Source organism: Phyllobacterium sp. P30BS-XVII (assembly GCF_014138335.1).
In the GTDB taxonomy this organism is placed as follows: domain Bacteria; phylum Pseudomonadota; class Alphaproteobacteria; order Rhizobiales; family Rhizobiaceae; genus Phyllobacterium; species Phyllobacterium meliloti.
In genome coordinates this window covers 763,448-783,613 of record NZ_JACGXO010000001.1, presented here as the reverse complement: position 1 = coordinate 783,613, position 20,166 = coordinate 763,448, and the positions used below count along the sequence as shown (strand labels likewise).

The window sequence follows — 20,166 nt, the reverse complement described above, 5'->3', positions numbered from 1 at the left end:
CCTAACTAACGGGCTTTTGTGCTACGGGCAATGCGGCGAAGGATGTCAGGGTCATCAATGCGTGTTTTGGGTATAGAAACGAGCTGTGACGAGACGGCTGCTGCGGTTGTCGAACGCAACAGCGATGGTCATGGCCGCATTCTCTCCAATGTGGTTCTGAGCCAGATTGACGACCATGCGCCCTATGGCGGCGTGGTGCCGGAAATTGCCGCACGCGCCCATGTCGAAGTGCTTGACCGCCTGATCGGACAAGCCCTGCACGAAGCCGAGATAACACTTGACGATGTGGATGCGGTAGCAGCAACCGCTGGCCCCGGCCTGATTGGCGGATTGATCGTCGGCCTGATGACCGGCAAGGCCATTGCCATGGCCGCGCAAAAACCCTTTTACGCCATTAATCATCTCGAAGGCCACGCACTGACACCGCGTTTGACCGACCAGATCGATTTTCCCTATCTGCTTTTGCTGGTTTCCGGTGGCCATACCCAAATGGTTCTGGTCAAAGGTCTTGGTGACTATGAGCGGCTCGGTACGACCATTGATGACGCTTTGGGCGAAGCCTTTGACAAGACCGCAAAGCTGCTTGGCCTTCCTTACCCTGGCGGACCCGAGGTTGAAAAAGCTGCGCTTCTTGGCGATTCCAGCCGCTTCTCACTGCCAAGGCCGCTCAAGGGTGAAGAGAGACTGGATTTCTCGTTTTCCGGCCTCAAGACAGCCGTGCGCCAGTTGGCAACGACGCTTGAGCCGCTATCACAAGCGGATGTCAACGATATCTGCGCTGCGTTTCAGGACGCCGTGGCCGATACACTGAATGATCGCGTATCCCGCTCGCTTGCACGGTTTCGTGCGACTTTCCCCGAGGTCAAGGAACCGGCACTGGTCGTTGCGGGCGGCGTTGCTGCCAACAAGGTGTTGCGCGCCTGCCTGCAAGATCTATGTACAGGCAATGGGTTCCGCTTCATCGCTCCGCCAATGACCCTTTGCACCGACAATGCGGCAATGATCGCCTGGGCCGGTGCGGAACGGGCGGATCAGATGACTGCTGATTCGCTCGATATCGCACCGCGCTCGCGCTGGCCACTGGACATGCAATCCGCACCCCTCATCGGCGCCGGACGCCGTGGAGCCAAGGCATGAATTCCCTGCACAATATCGCTGTGCTTGGCGGCGGCGCGTGGGGTACAGCACTCGGCTCCATGGCGGCACAAAATGGCCATCGTGTGCGCCTTTATGCCCGCGACCCCGCAATCGTCGCATCCATCAACACCCATCATCGCAATGAAGCCTATTTGCCCGGCATTGATCTCTCACCATCCTTGATCGCCAGCACGCAGACAAGCGACGTGCTTGCCGACTGCGATTTCATCCTCTGTGTCATTCCGGCGCAAGCGATGGCGGGCGCTCTCGAAGAATTGAAACCATTGATCCCCGCTTCTGTGCCGCTGATCATCTGCGCCAAAGGTATTGATCGAAAAAGCGGACTTCTCATGTCCAGTCTGGTCAGGAAGATCATCCCGGATCAGGTATTGGCGGCCCTGTCGGGTCCAAGTTTTGCCAGCGACGTGGCCCGCGGCCTGCCAACTGCCGTTACGGTTGCCGCCGAAAGCCAGACTGTGGCTGATCGTATCGCACTTGCACTTTCAGGCCCGACATTTCGCTGCTACTCGACGGATGATCTTGTCGGTGTTGAAATTGGCGGTTCGCTGAAAAACGTGCTCGCCATTGCCGCCGGTGCCGCTATCGGCAGGGGTTTTGGCGCCAGTGCGCAGGCCGCTCTCGTCACGCGCGGTTTCGTCGAACTGCGCCGTATCGGACAGGCGCTTGGCGCTCGCCCGGAAACGATCATGGGTCTTTCCGGTCTCGGCGATCTGCTTCTTTCCTGCTCAACCGCGCAATCGCGCAACTATTCCTATGGTATTGCACTCGGCCGGGGCGAAGATCTGACCGGCAGGCCACTGGCGGAAGGCGTGGCAACAGCCGTGATTGCTGCGGAACTAGCCGCCAGACATAATATCGAAGCACCCATCATCGAAACCGTTGTCCGGATTCTGGATCGCAGCATTACCATCGATGAAGCTGTTGAGGCCCTTCTTGCACGGCCGCTGAAAAACGAAGATTAGAAATCTGATTGTCCGCACCGGAGAAACCGCATGCTCTATGCTCTACTTTGCAACGATAAGCCCGATCATCTGCAGGTACGTCTCGACACCCGCGCCGCGCATCTCGATTATCTGAACGGCCTTGGTGATCGCCTGAAATTCGCCGGACCTTTCCTCGGTGACGATTCCAAGCCAAATGGCAGCCTTGTCGTCATTGAAGCGGCTGATCTTGCCGGTGCAACGGACATTGCTGCGGGCGATCCCTATGCCAAAGCAGGCCTGTTCGCATCAGTCGACATCCGCCCGTGGAACTGGGCAATCAAGAATCCGGATAATAAATAGGATCAAACATGGCATTCTGGCTTTTCAAATCTGAACCCGACGCATGGTCCTGGGATAAGCAGAAAGAAGCGGGCAAAAAGGGCACCGAATGGACCGGCGTGCGCAACTATCTCGCCCGCAACAATATGCGGGCCATGCAGCTTGGCGATAAGGGCTTCTTCTACCATTCCAATGAAGGTCTTGAGGTTGTTGGCATTGTCGAGGTCTGTGCCTTGGTGCATCATGATTCGACCACCGATGATCTCCGCTGGGAATGCGTCGACATCCGTGCGGTCATGGACATTCCAAAGCCGGTAACACTCAAGGACGTCAAGGCAAACCCGAAGCTGGAAAAAATGGCCTTGGTGACATCCATGCGCCTTTCCGTGCAGCCGGTCATGCCGGATGAGTGGGAAGAAGTTTGCCGCATGGCCGGGCTTGTTCCCGCCCCCCAATGATTGCCTGTCATGCCAGAGTCTTTTGTCGTGCCAGAGTCTTCTGTCATGGATGAGCAGGTGCTTGATCCCGACAGTGAACGCTACCGCCGCTTTGTCCTTGCCAATACCATGCTGCAGTCGCCGCCGCATGTGCCAGAAATAAAGCTTCATCTCGCCGATGAAGCCCACGATCTCTGGCACAAGACGGAAGAGGAGCTGGCAACCATAGGTCTGCCGCCGCCCTTCTGGGCATTTGCATGGGCCGGTGGTCAGGGCATTGCGCGCTATGTGCTTGATCATCCTGATGTAGTGAAGCACAGAACTGTTCTGGATTTTGCCTCCGGCTCCGGTCTTGTCGGCATAGCCGCAGCTATTGCAGGTGCAGCACGCGTTACGTCCTGTGATATCGACCCCTTTACCCGCCCAGCCATCAACCTCAATGCCAAGGCCAACAATGTTGCGGTGGAGACGCTCATTCATGATTTGATCGACACAGATCATGGTTGGGATGTGATTCTGGCAGGCGATGTCTTTTATGAAAAGCCGCTGGCAGACCGCCTGATCCCGTGGTTTACGGCGCTAGCAGCACGCGGTGCGAACGTCGTGGTTGGCGATCCCGGACGCTCATACTTCCCGAAAAATTTAACGGAAGAACTGGCCGTATACTCAGTACCCGTGACGCGAATTCTCGAAGATTCGGAAGTGAAGCGCACAACAGTCTGGCGGTTTCGAAGCAGCCCTACCGCTTAACGCAAGACCCGTATGACCGTTTCTGCCGACAGAAAGGGGAGCAACCGGTCCATGTCACGTCGGTTCAGGGCTATACAACCTTCCGTGTGGGTATAGCCGGGCCGTGCCAGATGAAAGAAGATGGCGCTACCGCCGGAACGCCGCCTTGGCCTGATATTCCAGTCCATGACAATGCAGACATCATAAAGATTATCTTTGCGCCACATGGTTTCGTGGCTGGCACCATAGGGGATACGCACCTTGCGGTTATAATTGCGGTCATCACCCACCTCACACCAGCCGTCATTCCGGCGCAGCGCACGCAGGTTAAGGCTTGTTGGTGCAATCACCCGCTTGTCCGGTCGCTTGAAACCATAAAGCAAACGCATGCGTGCCAAAGGCGTCGCCCCGTCCCCTTCCCGCTTGAATGCCGAGATGCCACCTTTGCCCAAAGCACAGTGCAGCACCATTTGGCCTGCAATCAGCTGCCCGCGGCTGCGGTGGCCGGGTTTTCGGCGAACATCAATCATTTTCAACGTCATGCGACTCACGCTTGCCTCATAAAAAGCATTTTTGTGTCAGACTGATGCGCCGCATAAGCAATATCAAGCCGGTACCCTTTCTTTCCGGAACAATTCGACTTAAATTCCAATCACTTCTTTCCACTGGGCGGGAAACCATATGACAGCACGCACCATTCTTATCGTCGATGATGATACTGATCTTCGCGCCATCCTGGTTGAGCAGTTGAGCCTCTATGAAGAATTCCAGATCATTCAGGAAGATAATGCAACCAAGGGTATCCAATCGGCACGCAATGGTGTCGTTGATCTCCTGATCATGGATGTCGGCCTGCCTGATATGGACGGGCGTGAAGCGGTGAAGCTTCTGCGCAAGGGCGGATTCAAGGCTCCCGTCATCATGCTGACCGGGCATGATACTGATTCGGATACGATTCTTGGCCTCGAATCAGGCGCAAATGACTATGTCACCAAGCCATTCCGCTTCGCTGTGCTGCTTGCCCGCATTCGCGCACAGCTGCGCCAGCACGAGCAGAGTGAAGACGCGACCTTTGTCGTCGGTCCCTACACCTTCAAACCCGGTCAGAAAATGCTGATTGACGCCAAGGGCGGCAAGATCAGGCTGACGGAAAAAGAAGTCGCCATCATCAAATATCTCTACCGTGCGGGCGGCAAGGTCATCACACGCGACGTGCTTCTGGAAGAGGTCTGGGGCTACAACTCAGGCGTTACGACACATACGCTGGAAACGCATGTTTACCGGTTGCGCCAAAAAATCGAGCACGATCCGTCGAATTCGAGCATACTTGTTACGGAAAGCGGGGGATACAAACTCATTCCTTGATGCCGGTTACTGCGCCTTTCGCCTTTTTGGCGCATAAGGGCGCAGTAAGACTTCTGATTTGCGCACAATCCTTGCCAAAAACCACAGGGGATTTTTTGGGGTTATGCGTGCGGTCAATCTAGGTATATGTCTGTTCTTGCATGGCAATTGAAGATGATATTCGCATTCTGGAGACGGTGGGGCTGTTCGGGACATTCACCCGTGACCAGCTGCGCCTGCTTGCCTTCGGAACAGAGCGTCTCGTTTTAAGGGAAGGCCGCGAGCTTTACCGCGAAGGTCAATCGGCCGATTGCGCCTATGTCATCGACCGGGGGGCAATCTCGCTGTTTCGGGAGGGCCAGAGCGGGCGTGTGGTGCTTAAGAGTGTCGGACCCGGTGCAGTTTTAGGCGAAATGGCAATTATTGCCCAGACCAAACGCCTCACCAGCGCTATGGCAGATACGGAAACCGAGGTCATCCGTCTCAACCGCTCCCTGTTCCGGCGCATTCTCGAGGAATATCCCGAGATTGCCGCTGCCCTGCACACGCAGATTTCCGCCGATCTCAACGATATGATTGCAGCAATCAGCAAATATGAGCACCTGTTCGGCGAGCGGTAATCGCCAACCCCACCCTTAATCCAGATTGAAACGGGCGATGACCGGAACGTGATCGGACGGGCGGTCCCAGCCACGCGCTTCCCGCAGGATAGTGATGCTGGCCAGATCGCTCTCCAGATCGGGCGATCCCCAGATGTGATCAAGACGGCGGCCGCGGTCAGCCGCGGCCCAGTCGGCGGCGCGATAACTCCACCATGTATAAATCTTCTCGTGCGGCGGAATATAATGGCGCATCAGATCGCTCCATCCACCATTCTTGCGCAGCGCCTCAAAGGTCTCCGTCTCGATCGGCGTGTGGCTGACCACCTTCAGCAACTGCTTGTGTGACCAGACATCCGTCTCAAGCGGCGCGATATTCAGATCGCCCACGAGCAGCGACGCATGGCCGTCGCCATAGACGGCATTCATCGCCTTCATTTCTTCGAGAAAGCCAAGCTTATGCGCAAATTTCGGATTGATGGCCGGGTCGGGCTCATCACCGCCCGCCGGCACATAGAAATTATGAATACGCAGCCGCTTTGAGCCGGCAGTGACGATTGTACTCAGGTGACGGCAATCGGCAATATTGCAGAAACCCACCCGCGCAGGCTCCGTTAGCGGTCGCCGCGAAATCGTTGCAACACCATGATAGCCCTTCTGGCCACTGATCTCGATATGCTCATAGCCAGCCATGTGAAAGGCTTCACGCGGGAAAAGTTCATCAGGACATTTCGTTTCCTGCAGGCACAGCACATCGGGTTGATAGTCCCGCAGAAACTGCAGAACCAGATCAAGGCGCAGGCGCACGGAATTGATGTTCCAGGTGGCAACGGAAAAAGGCATCGGGGGACAAGCTCGCGGTATGATGAGGCTGGCGCGAGACTAGACGATGTTTGAATTGATTGAAAACCGAAAGGCCGCTCGTCCACACGCGATTGGTGGTGCAAAGCGGCCTTTGGGAATCGAATTAGCGCTTCATCGCAATGCGCGTGTAATCAATCGTGAACATGTCCTTGGCGAATTTCACATCCTTGCGGACATTGGTGATCATTACAGTCGTGTCGAGACCCTGCGCATCAGTGATTGTCCACTGACGCAGCTCATAGGTCTTCGGGTCAAACATCATCGTGATGGTTGAATTGCCGAAAACCGATTTGTCGCCGAGAACAATCGTTGTCATATCCGGGTCTTCCTTAACCGATTTGACCCGGTCGCCGGTCAGATTGATCTGATCGGCCAGGAGAAGCTTCAGCGGTGTCTTGGACAGGGGATAGAGATCCCATGTATCGAGCTTACGATTGTTGATGACCACTGATTCGCCATCGGAAATCACGCGAATTGGCGATGGCTTGTTGTAGGTAAAGCGGATCTTGCCCGGACGTTCGATATAGAACGTGCCTTCGGTCTGTTCACCGCGCGGGCCAAACTGCACGAAATCACCGGTCATTGTCTTGACGCTGGAAAACTGGTTCGCAATCTGCTGCGCACCGCTGATTGCGGCGGGCGCAGCCTGAGCGTTCGCCTGAGCGGAAATTGCTGTTGCACCGAAAAGCAGCCCCATGCCAACCACGGAAGCCGCAGCACATGTCCGGGCAAAGGTGCCAATCGTGCGGAACGAAGCTTTTGTCGTTGTCATGGTGATATTGTCTCCTGTGCTATTCTCTTGCTTTGTACCCGGTCAGTTTGACCTGACTATGGCCGAGAAACGGCGGGAAACCGCAACTTGTTCCTCAAATTTGTCACGCATCTCCTGCAAGCGGGTTACGTAACAATGCCCAGACCGTTATGTAGTCATTCGTTAGGGCCTGTTACAGGACGAACATTCAAAAATGTTACGTAACAACACTTAGAAATCATCATCCTGTGTTGGCACCAGAATGTCGCGCTTGCCCGCATGATTGGCAGGACCGACAATCCCCTCCTGTTCCATGCGCTCGATAATCGAAGCAGCACGGTTGTAGCCGATGCCAAGGCGGCGTTGGATATAGCTGGTCGAGGCCTTTTTGTCCCGAAGCACCACCGCAACAGCCTGATCATAGGGATCATCCGAATCTTCGAGATTCGACGTTCCGGCTGGGCCACCGCCCATATCATCCTCGTCGTCCTCTTCGGTAATCGCATCGAGATATTCAGGCACGCCCTGCAATTTCAGATGATTGACGATTTTTTCAACTTCATCATCACCGACAAACGGACCATGAACACGCTGGATGCGGCCGCCACCGGCCATATAAAGCATGTCACCCATGCCAAGCAGCTGTTCGCCGCCCTGCTCGCCCAAAATGGTGCGCGAATCGATCTTGGACGTCACCTGGAAGGAAATACGCGTCGGGAAGTTGGCCTTGATTGTACCGGTGATCACGTCAACCGATGGACGCTGGGTTGCCATGATGACGTGGATACCGGCGGCACGCGCCATCTGCGCCAGACGCTGCACCGCGCCTTCAATATCCTTACCGGCAACCATCATCAGATCGGCCATTTCGTCGATGATCACAACGATGTAAGGCATGGGCTGCAAATCAAGTTCTTCAGTCTCGTAAACTGCCTCGCCTGTTGCCCGGTCAAAACCAGTCTGCACGGTGCGTGCGATCCGCTCGCCCTTTTTCTGCGCCTGTTCCACCCGCTGATTGAAGCCGTCAATGTTACGCACACTGACCTTCGACATCTTGCGGTAGCGATCTTCCATCTCCTTGACCGTCCACTTCAGCGCCACGACGGCCTTCTTCGGATCGGTCACAACAGGGGTCAACAAATGCGGAATACCGTCATAAATAGACAGTTCCAGCATCTTCGGATCAATCATGATCAGGCGGCATTGCTCGGGCGTCATCCGGTAGAGCAGCGACAGGATCATGGTATTGATAGCAACGGATTTACCCGAACCGGTCGTACCGGCGACGAGCAAATGCGGCATCTTGGCGAGGTCAGCGATCACGGCTTCACCGTTGATGGTCTTGCCCAGCGCCAGCGCCAGCTTGGTCTTGGTCTGTTCAAAATCCCGGCTTGCCAGCAATTCGCGCAAATAAACCATTTCGCGCGTCTGGTTTGGCAATTCGATACCAATGGCATTACGTCCCGGCACGACAGCGACGCGCGCCGCAATAGCGCTCATTGAGCGGGCAATATCATCGGCAAGCGTGATAACACGCGAGGATTTGATGCCCGGTGCGGGTTCAAGTTCATAAAGCGTGACAACCGGACCCGGGCGTACGTGGATGATTTCACCGCGCACACCAAAATCCTCAAGCACGCCCTCAAGCAGCCGCGCATTCTGCTCCAGCGCTTCCTTCGACAGGCTCGGATTGCGAACCACATTCTTCGGCTCGCTGAGGAAATGCAGCGGCGGCATTTCAAACGCGTCAGATTTGATCAGGGAAGTCTGCGCCTCACGCTGCACTCGAACACCGGTCTTCGGTGCGGGTGCTGGTGTGTCGACACGAACCTTTGCACCCGGCACTGAACTGGGTCGGGCGGGTGCTGCCTGCGGTGCCCAGTCGTCAACCTCGTCCTCTTCACTGAAAGCGATTGGGTCGTAGTCATCGGTCTCGCGATCAAAATCGTCATTGCCAATGTCAATGGACGGCGCTTCGATACGCGGCGCTTCGTCATAAAAACCCGGATCACGGCGGGTGCCATCCTGCCGCGCAACCGGCGCGTCGTTGAACATATTGTCATCGTCATTGTGCCGGGCGGTCATGCTGCGCGCACTGTTGTAGAGGCCTGCACTACGGCCGAAGATGCGGCGGAAAAGGGCTTTTATGCTCAGGAACCAATGGGTGAGCGCTCCAAGTGCCAGCCAGCTGCCACCATCGCTTTCCTCGTCATCTTCATCCTCGTCGTCAAAGTCTTCTTCACGCGTCACCTGACGGCCGGACTTCTTTGCCACCACTGGCTCGCTGTCACGATAGGTCAGGCCGCAGGCAAAGCCGAAGATCCACAGCGTTGGCAGGGCAAGGACCGCGACAAGGATCATGGCGAGACCACCACGCGGAAATGTTCCGGTGAAGATGGCTGGGATTTTGAGAACCATATCGCCAAAGACGCCGCCAAGGCCGATTGGCATAGGCCAGCTTGCGGGGATATTGAAGCACCCAGCCATTGCCGCCGCCATGAGCGAAGCGCAGAACCAGGCGATTGCCCGGCGCGGCAAGCGGTCTACACCCCGGCCAGTCAGCATCAGGCCGCCCCAGAATAGCGCGGGCATGAGAGCGACCAGCGCCGAGAGGCCAAAGAATTGCATGCCAAGGTCAGCAAAGACGGCGCCCGCATAGCCAAGCGCATTGCGCACCGGGTTGGATGTCGCGTGGCTGAAACTTGGATCGATGACATTCCAGGTTGCAAGACTGCCAATGGCGAAGGCCACAAAGCAGAAAAGTGCCAACCCCCAGACAATCTGTATCTGCCGGCGAAAGAGGGTCGTCAACCCGTGCCGGTTTTCATCAATCGCATAGGAGGCTGAATATCCTTGACGCATGAAATCTCGCCCTAAGTAAACGCACGCACGGCGGTCGTGAATAACCGCAGATTCGATTCCCACGTTACGGTGCGGATGGTTAAGGGGGCATTAACCATGGCGGACTTGAGCAAAATTCCCTTCATCGTTGTCATTTTGCTATGAAAATTCACACTCCGGGAAAGCCGTTGCGCGGGTGTGGTTGCTCGTTCGTGGTTCGTGGTTCGACAAGCTCACCATGAGGGCGAGTGAGGATGCAACGCTAATCGCCCACATTTCAGATCATAAACATTTCAGATCATAAAGATTGCAAATCACAAACATTGCAGAATTCAGCTCCCCTCATCCTGAGCTTGTCGAAGGGCCTCATGGTGAGCTTGTCGAACCACGAACCACGCACGCACGGCACTCATCCCCCACGCATTATTGCAACAAAAAGGGCCCGGAAAACCGGGCCCTCTTAAATCTGGCTATAGACCAAATATTAATTATGGTATGCGGCTTCACCGTGTGAAGTGAGGTCGAGGCCAATGGATTCAGCTTCGGCTGTCGGACGCAGACCAACCACAACATCAACGATCTTGTAGAGGATGAACGAGCCGATACCGCTCCAAGCCAGCGTGAGGAGCACGGCCTTGATCTGCACGTAAACCTGCGAGCCCATTGTGATACTTTCACTGGCATAGCCGATACCACCAAGCGTGGTGCTGGTGAAGATACCCGTTCCGATCGCCCCAATGATACCCCCGACGCCATGCACGCCGAAGACATCAAGACTGTCGTCATAGCCAAGCTTCGGCTTCACAACGGCTACCATGTAGTAGCAGATGAGGCTGGCGATAGCCCCAAGGAAGATCGCGCCGACCGGACCAATCGTCCCGGCAGCTGGTGTTACAGCAACAAGACCGGCAACAACACCTGATGCAGCACCCAGCATCGAAGCTGTCTTGCGGGCAAGCGCTTCAATGACAACCCAGGCAACGATCGCACCGGCTGTCGCCGTAAATGTATTGATCATGGCAAGTGTTGCCTGACCGTTGGCTTCAAGTGCCGAACCCGCGTTAAAGCCGAACCAGCCAACCCACAGGATCGAGGCCCCGATCATCGTCAATGGCATAGAGTGAGGAGCCATCATGTCACGACCGAGACCTGCGCGCTTGCCAATGATAAGAGCACCAACGAGACCAGCAATACCGGCATTGATATGAACGACTGTACCACCCGCAAAATCAAGCGCACCCCAACTCATGATCAAACCAGCCGGGTCCCAGACCATATGGGCAATCGGGAAGTACACCAATGTGACCCAGAGAATGACGAACAGGATCGTTGCCGAGAATTTAATGCGCTCAGCAAAGGCACCGATGATCAGCGCCGGTGTAATCGCGGCAAAGGTCATCTGGAAGCAGATGAAAACGAATTCCGGTATGCCGACGCCCTTGGTGAAGGTCGCAGCCACGGAATCTTTGGTGACGCCGGAAAGGAATACCTTGCCAAGACCGCCCCAATAGGGACTGGTGCCGCCACCAAAGGCGAAGGAGTATCCATAGAGGACCCAGATAACAATCACGACGGCAGCGATACCGGTACACTGCATCAGGACGGAAAGCACGTTCTTGGCGCGGACAAGGCCGCCATAGAACAGGGCAAGGCCCGGAACGATCATAAACAGGACGAGGACGCTGGAAATCATCATCCACGCGGTGTCACCCTTGTCGACTGTCGGCGCGGCAGCGGCGGCAGCATCCGCTACAGCAGGCGCAGCTTCCTGTGCAAGCGCGGCCAGCGAACCGAATGCGGTCAGCGCCAGTGAACCCAGAAGGGTACTGCGCACCGCGGATGTCAAACTGGTTGGAATTTTCATTATTTTCTCCTTAAACCCCAAATGACTCAAAGCGCATCAGTGTCAGTTTCGCCCGTACGGATACGGACAGCCTGATCGATACTGAGAACGAAGATTTTTCCATCACCGATCTGGCCGGTTTTGGCAGCCGCGGTGATGGCTTCAACGGCGGTGTCGACGAGTTCTGACGCCACAGCCACTTCCACTTTCAGTTTGGGAAGAAAGCTGACGGCATATTCCGCGCCACGATAAATCTCGGTGTGTCCCTTCTGGCGGCCGTAACCCTTCACCTCGGTGACGGTCAGGCCCTGAATGCCGACAGCGGTAAGTGCTTCGCGCACTTCGTCCAGCTTGAACGGCTTGATGATGGCCATCACAATTTTCATTGACTATACCCCTGCGCTAGCGCGGAACCCTTCAGGTGGAATTACCCGAACAGCAGCTATCCGCGTTGAACCCATCCCCTAAGCCTTGATGGCCCTTGGTGACTGGTGAGGAGTATTCAAGTTCCGTGCCAGACTCGAAAAATAATACTAACTTATTGATTATATAAAGATATTTTTATCACTTCGGCAGCGCACAATGCGTTATCCGGCAATGTGATTAAAAATTAGGCATTTATACCAAGGCAACCAGCCTTCATTCGGACGGATGCACACGAATTAGGCCTTCTTGCGCCGTTGAGGCAATCAGAGTGCCGTCGCGGCTATACAAAGCGCCTCGATTAAAGCCCCGCGCACCCGCAGCGCTTGGACTGTCTGCCGTATAAAGCAGCCAGTCATCGAAATTGAAGGGGCGATGAAACCACATGGCGTGGTCAAGGCTTGCCACCTGCAAATCCTTGTCGAAAATCGAACGGCCATGGGCGTAAAGCGATGTATCGAGCAGCGTCATATCCGAGAGATAAGCCAGAACCGCTGCCTGCACAGCACGGTCATTCGGCACCGCTCCCGTTGCCTTGATCCAGACATTCTGCTCCGGCGGCAACTTTTCCCGGGTAAAATAGTGGGTCAGTGACAGCGGCTTCATTTCGATGGGCCTGTCCTGCTCCCAATATTTGCGCACATTGGCCGGTGCATTCTGCAGATACTGTTCCTTCAGGTCCTTGTCGCTCATCAGTTTTTCCGGCTCTAGCACATCGAGCGGTATTGGCTTTTGATGTTCGAGACCTTTTTCCTCAATCTGAAAGGAAGCTTCGAGCGAAAAGATCGCATGTCCGTGCTGGATCGCCACGACACGGCGGGTGGTGAAACTCGAGCCGTCCCGAATGCGGTCGACCTCATAGATAATCGGTACTTTTGGATCGCCCGCACGCATGAAATAACTATGCAATGAATGCACATGGCGCTCAGGATCGACCGTGCGTTGCGCTGCCACCAGTGCCTGACCGATGACCTGCCCGCCAAAAACCCTTTGCCAGCCAACTTGCGGACTGCGACCTCGAAACAGGTTGTGTTCAAGTGTCTCAAGGTCGAGTATGGACAAAAGCTCTTTCATGGCATCAGACATGATGGGCGCGACTCCTGTTCTTACGGTCGGCATAATAGTGCCTGAATCCGCTTGCAACAGGAACAGGTGAACAAGTCAAGCGTCACATGGGCGCAAGAGCAAAGGGAAACCGGAGGCAATCATGGCTGAAAGAACCCGGACACATACATCCAAGACTCCCGACAGCACGGATATCATTATCGCAGGCGCTGGCTATGTGGGCATGGCAACGGCTGTCGCCCTCAAATCTTCCGCACCGCATCTTGCCATTACGGTGATTGATGCAGCCCCGGCTGGCGTCTGGCGCAATGACACCCGCGCCTCGGCCATCGCAGCGGCTGCCAGCCGTATGCTTGACCGATTGGGCTGCTGGGAGGAAATCCTGCCGAAAGCGCAGCCAATCAACGAGATGATCGTTACGGATTCGCGCACCTCCGATCCCGTGCGCCCTGTATATCTCACCTTCAATGGCGAGATCGAGCCCGGTGAACCCTTTGCGCACATGGTCGAGAATCGCGTGCTCAATGCGTCCCTGCGTTCAAAGGCCGACGCAATTGGCATCACATTTATTGAAGGTGCTCCCGTCCATGGCTTTGACCATGAGGAAACTCATCTGACCGTCCGTTATGGCGATGACAAGAGCCTGCGCGCGCGGCTACTTCTGGCTGCCGATGGCGTGAAATCGCGGCTTCGCGATATGGCAGGCATCAAGACGGTAAACTGGGAGTATGGCCAGTCCGGCATTGTCTGCACCGTTGCGCATGAGCGCCCCCACAATGGCCGCGCGGAAGAGCATTTCCTTCCCGCTGGCCCCTTTGCCATCCTGCCGCTCAGCGACAATCGCTCGTCGCTCGTCTGGACCGAGCGTACAGCCGACGCAGAGCGGTTGATCAAAGAAGATGATTTTGTTTTCGAAGCGGAACTTGAACAGCGTTTTGGCTTGAAGCTCGGAGAGCTGCGTATTGAAGGTTCGCGCAAGGCCTTCCCGCTTGGGCTAACCTTGGCCCGCGATTTCGTAAAACCGCGTTTTGCACTGGTCGGCGATGCGGCCCATGGTATTCACCCGATTGCGGGACAAGGGCTTAATCTCGGATTCAAGGATGCAGCAGCGATTGCTGAAACCATTGTCGATGCTGATCGCCTTGGTCTTGATATCGGCTCTATCGCTGTGCTTGAGCGCTACCAGACCTGGCGCCGGTTCGACACGGTGCAGATGGGCGTGACCACTGACGTTCTGAACCGCCTGTTCTCCAATGACAATGTACCGGTGCGGGCCCTACGCGATTTCGGCCTTGGTCTTGTGGAGCGCATGCCACGGCTCAAGGGATTTTTCATCCGTCAAGCCGCAGGATTGTCAACGACATCGCCGAAACTGCTTCAGGGTCAATCGATCTGAAGCAGTTTCTCCTTACCTTAAAGCGGTCGGGGATAGGTGCGGTGGATCGCCTCGATTTCCTTCAAGATGTCAGGCGTTAACGTTACATCTGCGGCACCGATATCGATCTTCAGCTGTTCCATGGTTGTCGCGCCGATAATGACTGACGTGACAAACGGCCTGCTCAACGCAAACGCAATAGCCAGTTGAGCCACATCGAGCCCGTGCTTGCGCGCAAGGTCGATATAGGCCCGGATTGCCGGTTCGGCATGCGCATTGTTGCGCCACAGCGCTTGTAGTGATGCGCGAGAGCCAGCGGGCACCTTTCCATCCAGATACTTGCCGGTGAGAACACCCGAAGCCAGAGACGAATAGGCGAGAAGCCCGACATCCTCGTGATGGCCAAGTTCCGCCAGATCAAGGTCAAAGGCACGCTGCAGAAGGCTATATTCGTTCTGCACCGAAACAACGCGCGCTTGATCCTTGCGTTCGGCCAGTTTCAGCCATTGCGCAATACCCCATGCGGTTTCGTTGGAAAGACCGATATGCCGGATTTTCCCCGCCTTCACCATGTCATCGAGACCGGCGAGCGCTTCCTCAATCTGCGGAATCACTTCGGCCCTGTTCTGATGATGCGGCGCATATTCCCAGCCGGAACCGAAATGATAATGGCCGCGCACCGGCCAGTGTACCTGATAGAGATCGATATAATCAGTCTGCAGGCGCTTCAGACTGCCATCAACCGCTTCGGCAATCGTCGACTTGCTCATCAGGCTGCCGCCGCGAATCCAGCTATTGCGTCCGCCGCCGGCAATTTTCGTTGCCAGCACGAATTTATCGCGGTTGCCGGTCTTCTTGAACCATGTACCGATATAGGTTTCGGTCTTGCCATAGGTTTCAGCAGTTGGTGGAACGGCATAAATCTCCGCCGTATCCATGAAATTTATTCCAGACTCCAGCGCATGGTCGATCTGGGAATGCGCATCCGCTTCGGTATTCTGTACGCCCCAGGTCATGGTGCCGAGGCAAATTTCCGTGACGTCAATATCCGTCCGGCCAAGCTTTTTCAGTTTCACGGGGATTTTCCTGTTTTGAATTCAAGAGCGATCGATTTCGAGGCCGAGCTTCTGCTTCAGCTTCCGGACGCGCTGCCCGTAATGAGGGGAGGTCTGCACTGCGGCAGCGGCCTTGGCCACCATAGCAATCAAATCCTGCTTTTCCACATCGTTCAACTGCTGGCGCAACAAAGGTGACGTTTTGTTGATCACGATCACCGCGTCACCAATTTGATCATTTGCCCATTTGGCATAAATGACGGATTCCTCAGCCTTGGCGGCATCGCTGATTTCCAGAATTTCCGCACGCACGGCCTCGGCATAACTATCCGAATGCGGCATATCTTCCGTAATAATGGCGTAGATAACCGTGGCGGCTGCGAGCACTGGATCGTTGATTGCCGTAAGCGGCGAATGTTCCGTTTGCCGCCGGATTTTCTGCCTGCGGAAATAGCCGCGCGCCCGGCCAACACCATCGGCAACCTCGCTGGCTGCGTCCCCCAGCATGCGAATGCGATACCACCAGATAAGCCCTGCGCCCAAAATTCCAATCACAGCAAGTACAATATGCATATTTAAAACCCCATTCGCCCCAATAAATTGATTAATCAAAAGTCCGTCTTTGGAAAAGACCCCATTGTTGCCGCAGCTTGTAAAATCTAGCAAGTTCCAACATCGTATCTATGACACGGAACTGCTGTAGCATTCTGGCGTTAGCAAGAGGGCAGGAAGCCCGGACATACCAACCAAGGGAGAATGAGCGATGGACAGACAAGCGACGGCAATCTGGAAAGGCGCCTTGAAAGACGGCACGGGCACGCTTGATACGCAAAGTGGCGCGCTCAAGGGCCTTCCCTACAACTTCAAGGCGCGTTTCGAAGATGCGAGCGGCACGTCGGGGACCAATCCGGAAGAGCTTCTGGCAGCGGCGCATGCAGGCTGCTTTGCCATGCAGCTTTCCCACTTTCTCGCGGAGAACGGCACGCCGGCTGAAAAGCTCGATGCCAAAGCAGCCGTGAGCATTAATCCTGCCGCAGGCGGCGGTTTTGAAATCACAAAAAGCGCAATCACGTTGGTCGGCAATGTGCCCGGCATTGATGCGGATACGTTTGCCAAACTGGCCGAACAGGCGAAGGCATCGTGCCCGCTTTCCAAGGCGCTTGGTGCTATTCAGGTAACGCTTGATGTAAAGCTGGCGTGATCGAATGCTTACCACGTTTCAAACAAAACGGGCGCTTATGCGCCCGTTATTTCAGTCTGTTGTGAGTGGTTCGTGGTTCGTGGTTCGACAAGCTCACCATGAGGGAGAGTGAGGATGCAACGCTAATCGCAAACGTTGCAGAATAAAGCTCCCCTCACCCTGAGCCTGTCGAAGGGCCTCAAACCCGGCGTTCGACCATCATCTTCTTGATCTCGGCAATGGCCTTGGCAGGATTCAATCCCTTGGGGCACGTCTGCGCGCAGTTCATGATTGTATGGCAACGATAGAGTCGGAACGGATCTTCCAGATTGTCGAGGCGCTCGCCCGTCGCCTCGTCGCGGCTATCGATCAGCCAGCGATAGGCTTGCAACAGGACTGCCGGTCCGAGATAGCGATCGCCGTTCCACCAGTAACTCGGGCAGGATGTCGAGCAACAGGCGCACAGGATGCATTCATACAACCCATCAAGCTTGGCGCGATCATCGTGGCTCTGCAGCCATTCTTTCGCGGGCTCAGGCGATACGGTCTTGAGCCAAGGCTCAATCGAACGATGCTGGGCATAGAAATTCGACAGATCAGGCACCAGATCCTTGACCACGGGAAGATGCGGCAGAGGATAGATTTTGACCGCACCCTTGATCTCGTCCATGCCCTTGGTGCAGGCGAGCGTGTTGGTTCCGTCGATATTCATTGCGCAGGAACCGCAAATACCTTCACGGCAGGAGCGGCGCAGGGTCAGCGTTGGATCGATCTTGTTCTTGATCCACAACAGGCCGTCGAGAACCATCGGACCGCAGTCGTCGAGATCGACATAATAGGTATCAATCCGCGGGTTTTCGCCATCATCTGGCGACCAGCGATAGATGCGGTATTCGCGGATATTGTTGGCGCCCGTCGGACGGTCCCAGGTCTTGCCGGGACGCATCTTCGAATTTTTGGGAAGTGCAAGTTCAACCATAATGCTCTGGTCCCTTGATCAATAAACGCGCGCTTTCGGCGCGATCTTGGCGAGGCTGATGCCGCCATCCTCTTCCTTGACCAGCGGATCAAGATGAACAGGACGGTAGTCGAGCTTGACTTCACCTTCGGGCGAAAGCCAGGCAAGGCTGTGCTTGCGCCAGTTGACGTCATCACGCTTCGGGAAATCCTCATGCGCATGGGCGCCGCGGCTTTCCTTGCGGGCTTCGGCGGCAACCACTGTCGTCAACGCATTGGCCATCAGGTTTTCCAGTTCCAGCGTTTCCACCAGATCGGAATTCCAGATCATTGAACGGTCGGTGACCTTCACATCTGGCAGCTCGCTCCAGATTTTCTCCATCCGCTCAACACCGGATTTCAGCGATTCCGATGTGCGGAACACGGCTGCGTCTTCCTGCATTGTCTTCTGCATCTTTTCACGCAGGACAGCCGTCGGCGTACCGCCATCGGCAAAACGAAGACGGTCAAAGCGCTCCATGATCTTTTCGACCGATGCTTCGTTGATCGTCGGGATCTTGGCGTTGCGGTCAATAACCTGACCGGCGCGGATTGCAGCCGCACGGCCAAACACCACAAGATCGATCAGTGAATTCGAGCCAAGACGGTTAGCGCCATGCACGGAAGCGCAACCCGCTTCACCGACAGCCATCAGACCCGGCTGAATACGATCCGGATCATCCTTGGTGGGGTTGAGTGCTTCACCCCAATAATTCGTCGGAATGCCGCCCATATTGTAATGCACCGTCGGCAGAACCGGGATCGGCTCTTTGGTGAGGTCGACACCGGCGAAAATCTTGGCCGATTCCGAAATTCCGGGCAGACGCTCATGCAGAACAGCCGGGTCCAGATGGTCAAGATGCAGGAAGATATGATCCTTGTTCTTGCCAACGCCGCGGCCTTCGCGGATTTCCAGCGTCATGCAGCGGGAAACCACGTCGCGTGAAGCCAGATCCTTGGCCGATGGTGCATAGCGCTCCATGAAGCGCTCGCCCTCGGAATTGACAAGATAGCCGCCCTCGCCGCGTGCGCCCTCAGTAATCAGGCAGCCCGCACCATAAATACCCGTCGGATGGAACTGAACGAACTCCATATCCTGCAAAGGCAGACCGGCACGGGCCACCATGCCGCCGCCATCACCGGTACAGGTGTGGGCTGATGTTGCGGAGAAATAGGAGCGTCCGTAACCGCCGGTTGCCAGAACAACCATCTTGGCGGCAAAGCGATGGATGGTGCCGTCATCGAGGTTCCAGGCGACGACACCTGTGATCGTGCCATCCGCATCCTGAATGAGATCAAGCGCGAAATATTCGATAAAGAACTGCGCATTGTGGCGCAGGCTCTGGCCGTAAAGCGTGTGCAGGATCGCGTGGCCTGTACGGTCAGCGGCTGCGCATGTGCGCTGCACGGGCGGACCATCACCATAATTCATCATATGGCCGCCGAAGGGACGCTGATAAATCTTACCCGCTTCCGTGCGCGAGAAAGGAACGCCGTAATGTTCCAGCTCGTAGACCGCAGCTGGTGCTTCGCGTGCCAGATATTCCATGGCATCCGTGTCACCGAGCCAGTCCGATCCCTTGACGGTATCGTACATGTGCCACTGCCATGAATCCGGGCCCATATTGCTCAGTGAAGCGGCAATACCGCCCTGTGCGGCAACCGTGTGCGAGCGGGTCGGGAAAACCTTGGTGATGCATGCGGTCTTCAGACCCTGCTCAGCCATGCCCAATGTTGCACGCAAGCCTGCTCCGCCAGCACCAACCACAACCACATCGAACTTGTGATCTACGAATGTATAGGCCTTGCCGTCCTTGCCGACAGTCCTGTTCTTGTCTGTTGCTGCCAAGATTAGCCTCCGAAGCTCAGCTTGATGATCGCAAAGACACAGGCAACGCCCACCACGAGGGTGAAAAACGTATTCAGCATCAGACAGGCGATCTTCTTGCCTTCACTTGTTACATAGTCTTCGATGATGACCTGCATGCCCAAGCGCATGTGAACAAGACCAGAAATGATCACCATCAACATTACAAGCGCAATCAGCGGGTGTGAGAGAGCGGCTCTCGTTTCTGCAAAGCTTGCGCCGTGCAGATAAACGATCAGCCCGATGAAAAACAGAAGCAGCGGAATGTTGGCAACCGACGTCAGCCGCTGGCGCCAGAAATGATCCGTACCTTCGTGCGCAGAACCAAGTCCGCGAACCTTCTTAAGCGGTGTGCGCATATCGCTCATTGTCCCGCC

The 20,166-nt window shown here is 55.7% G+C and carries 21 protein-coding genes; 9 read left to right on the top strand and 12 right to left on the bottom strand.

Features of this window, described 5'->3' with window-relative positions:
• The first annotated feature begins 57 nt into the window (after positions 1–57).
• The 5 genes from tsaD to FHW17_RS03855 are packed head-to-tail and all read left to right on the top strand — an operon-like array spanning position 58 to position 3,607.
• Positions 58–1,137: a tRNA (adenosine(37)-N6)-threonylcarbamoyltransferase complex transferase subunit TsaD gene (gene tsaD, locus FHW17_RS03875; protein WP_112522868.1), complete on the top strand. Its 1,080-nt coding sequence runs from the start codon at positions 58–60 to the stop codon at positions 1,135–1,137.
• A complete protein-coding gene (locus FHW17_RS03870; RefSeq protein WP_112522867.1) occupies positions 1,134–2,120 on the top strand; it encodes an NAD(P)H-dependent glycerol-3-phosphate dehydrogenase in 987 nt (328 codons plus the stop codon). The genes tsaD and FHW17_RS03870 overlap by 4 nt, the downstream gene beginning before the upstream one ends.
• 30 nt (positions 2,121–2,150) lie before the next feature.
• Positions 2,151–2,441, top strand: coding sequence for a YciI-like protein (locus FHW17_RS03865; RefSeq protein ID WP_112522866.1), 291 nt, complete (start codon positions 2,151–2,153; stop codon positions 2,439–2,441).
• A gap of 8 nt (positions 2,442–2,449) precedes the next feature.
• Entirely contained in the window at positions 2,450–2,878 is a 429-nt protein-coding gene (locus FHW17_RS03860) for an EVE domain-containing protein (protein WP_112522865.1), read from the top strand.
• 57 nt (positions 2,879–2,935) lie between these two features.
• Positions 2,936–3,607 carry a methyltransferase gene (locus FHW17_RS03855; RefSeq protein WP_112523110.1) on the top strand — a complete coding sequence of 224 codons (672 nt, stop codon included), beginning with the start codon at positions 2,936–2,938 and terminating at the stop codon, positions 3,605–3,607.
• Here the strand turns inward: FHW17_RS03855 and FHW17_RS03850 are convergent.
• On the bottom strand, positions 3,604–4,128 hold the full coding sequence (locus tag FHW17_RS03850) for a L,D-transpeptidase family protein (RefSeq protein ID WP_112522864.1): 525 nt from the start codon (positions 4,126–4,128) through the stop codon (positions 3,604–3,606). The genes FHW17_RS03855 and FHW17_RS03850 overlap by 4 nt on opposite strands.
• A 139-nt stretch (positions 4,129–4,267) precedes the next feature.
• Here FHW17_RS03850 and FHW17_RS03845 point away from each other — a divergent pair, with 139 nt between their 5' ends.
• Together FHW17_RS03845 and FHW17_RS03840 are read left to right on the top strand one after the other, a co-directional pair.
• A complete protein-coding gene (locus FHW17_RS03845) occupies positions 4,268–4,951 on the top strand; it encodes a response regulator transcription factor (protein WP_112522863.1) in 684 nt (227 codons plus the stop codon).
• A 140-nt stretch (positions 4,952–5,091) separates the two neighbouring features.
• Positions 5,092–5,550, top strand: a complete 459-nt coding sequence (locus FHW17_RS03840) for a cyclic nucleotide-binding domain-containing protein (protein WP_112522862.1) — start codon at positions 5,092–5,094, stop codon at positions 5,548–5,550.
• Between the two features lie 15 nt (positions 5,551–5,565).
• Here FHW17_RS03840 and FHW17_RS03835 read toward each other — a convergent pair whose 3' ends face one another.
• From FHW17_RS03835 to tesB, 6 genes are all read right to left on the bottom strand, one after another.
• Positions 5,566–6,372 (bottom strand): exodeoxyribonuclease III, encoded by an 807-nt coding sequence (locus tag FHW17_RS03835; protein WP_112522861.1) that lies wholly within the window; start codon positions 6,370–6,372, stop codon positions 5,566–5,568.
• A 124-nt stretch (positions 6,373–6,496) separates the two neighbouring features.
• Positions 6,497–7,165: an outer membrane lipoprotein carrier protein LolA gene (locus FHW17_RS03830; protein ID WP_112522860.1), complete on the bottom strand. Its 669-nt coding sequence runs from the start codon at positions 7,163–7,165 to the stop codon at positions 6,497–6,499.
• Between the two features lie 210 nt (positions 7,166–7,375).
• Complete coding sequence (locus FHW17_RS03825) at positions 7,376–10,006, bottom strand: DNA translocase FtsK (protein ID WP_112522859.1); 2,631 nt, start codon at positions 10,004–10,006, stop codon at positions 7,376–7,378.
• A 463-nt stretch (positions 10,007–10,469) separates the two neighbouring features.
• Complete coding sequence (locus FHW17_RS03820; RefSeq protein WP_112522858.1) at positions 10,470–11,849, bottom strand: ammonium transporter; 1,380 nt, start codon at positions 11,847–11,849, stop codon at positions 10,470–10,472.
• Between the two features lie 26 nt (positions 11,850–11,875).
• Complete coding sequence (locus FHW17_RS03815; protein ID WP_091879505.1) at positions 11,876–12,214, bottom strand: P-II family nitrogen regulator; 339 nt, start codon at positions 12,212–12,214, stop codon at positions 11,876–11,878.
• Between the two features lie 253 nt (positions 12,215–12,467).
• On the bottom strand, positions 12,468–13,337 hold the full coding sequence (gene tesB, locus FHW17_RS03810) for an acyl-CoA thioesterase II (RefSeq protein ID WP_112522857.1): 870 nt from the start codon (positions 13,335–13,337) through the stop codon (positions 12,468–12,470).
• A 121-nt stretch (positions 13,338–13,458) separates the two neighbouring features.
• Between tesB and FHW17_RS03805 the strand changes: the two genes are divergently transcribed.
• Positions 13,459–14,712 carry a ubiquinone biosynthesis hydroxylase gene (locus FHW17_RS03805; protein ID WP_182509242.1) on the top strand — a complete coding sequence of 418 codons (1,254 nt, stop codon included), beginning with the start codon at positions 13,459–13,461 and terminating at the stop codon, positions 14,710–14,712.
• A 17-nt stretch (positions 14,713–14,729) separates the two neighbouring features.
• Here FHW17_RS03805 and FHW17_RS03800 read toward each other — a convergent pair whose 3' ends face one another.
• Both FHW17_RS03800 and FHW17_RS03795 read right to left on the bottom strand, forming a co-directional pair.
• Complete coding sequence (locus FHW17_RS03800; RefSeq protein WP_182509241.1) at positions 14,730–15,767, bottom strand: aldo/keto reductase; 1,038 nt, start codon at positions 15,765–15,767, stop codon at positions 14,730–14,732.
• A gap of 21 nt (positions 15,768–15,788) precedes the next feature.
• Positions 15,789–16,319 carry a hypothetical protein gene (locus tag FHW17_RS03795; RefSeq protein WP_112522854.1) on the bottom strand — a complete coding sequence of 177 codons (531 nt, stop codon included), beginning with the start codon at positions 16,317–16,319 and terminating at the stop codon, positions 15,789–15,791.
• A gap of 190 nt (positions 16,320–16,509) precedes the next feature.
• Between FHW17_RS03795 and FHW17_RS03790 the strand changes: the two genes are divergently transcribed.
• Complete coding sequence (locus tag FHW17_RS03790; RefSeq protein WP_112522853.1) at positions 16,510–16,947, top strand: OsmC family protein; 438 nt, start codon at positions 16,510–16,512, stop codon at positions 16,945–16,947.
• Positions 16,948–17,125: 178 nt separating this feature from the next.
• On the opposite strand, the gene FHW17_RS03785 is transcribed toward FHW17_RS03790, so the two are convergent.
• From FHW17_RS03785 to sdhD, 3 genes are read right to left on the bottom strand one after another with little or no spacing between them, the layout of a single operon-like run.
• Positions 17,126–17,905, bottom strand: coding sequence for a succinate dehydrogenase iron-sulfur subunit (locus FHW17_RS03785; protein ID WP_182509240.1), 780 nt, complete (start codon positions 17,903–17,905; stop codon positions 17,126–17,128).
• An 18-nt stretch (positions 17,906–17,923) separates the two neighbouring features.
• Positions 17,924–19,771 (bottom strand): succinate dehydrogenase flavoprotein subunit, encoded by a 1,848-nt coding sequence (sdhA, locus tag FHW17_RS03780; RefSeq protein ID WP_112522852.1) that lies wholly within the window; start codon positions 19,769–19,771, stop codon positions 17,924–17,926.
• Between the two features lie 2 nt (positions 19,772–19,773).
• Entirely contained in the window at positions 19,774–20,157 is a 384-nt protein-coding gene (gene sdhD, locus FHW17_RS03775; protein ID WP_112522851.1) for a succinate dehydrogenase, hydrophobic membrane anchor protein, read from the bottom strand.
• Positions 20,158–20,166: the final 9 nt, after the last annotated feature.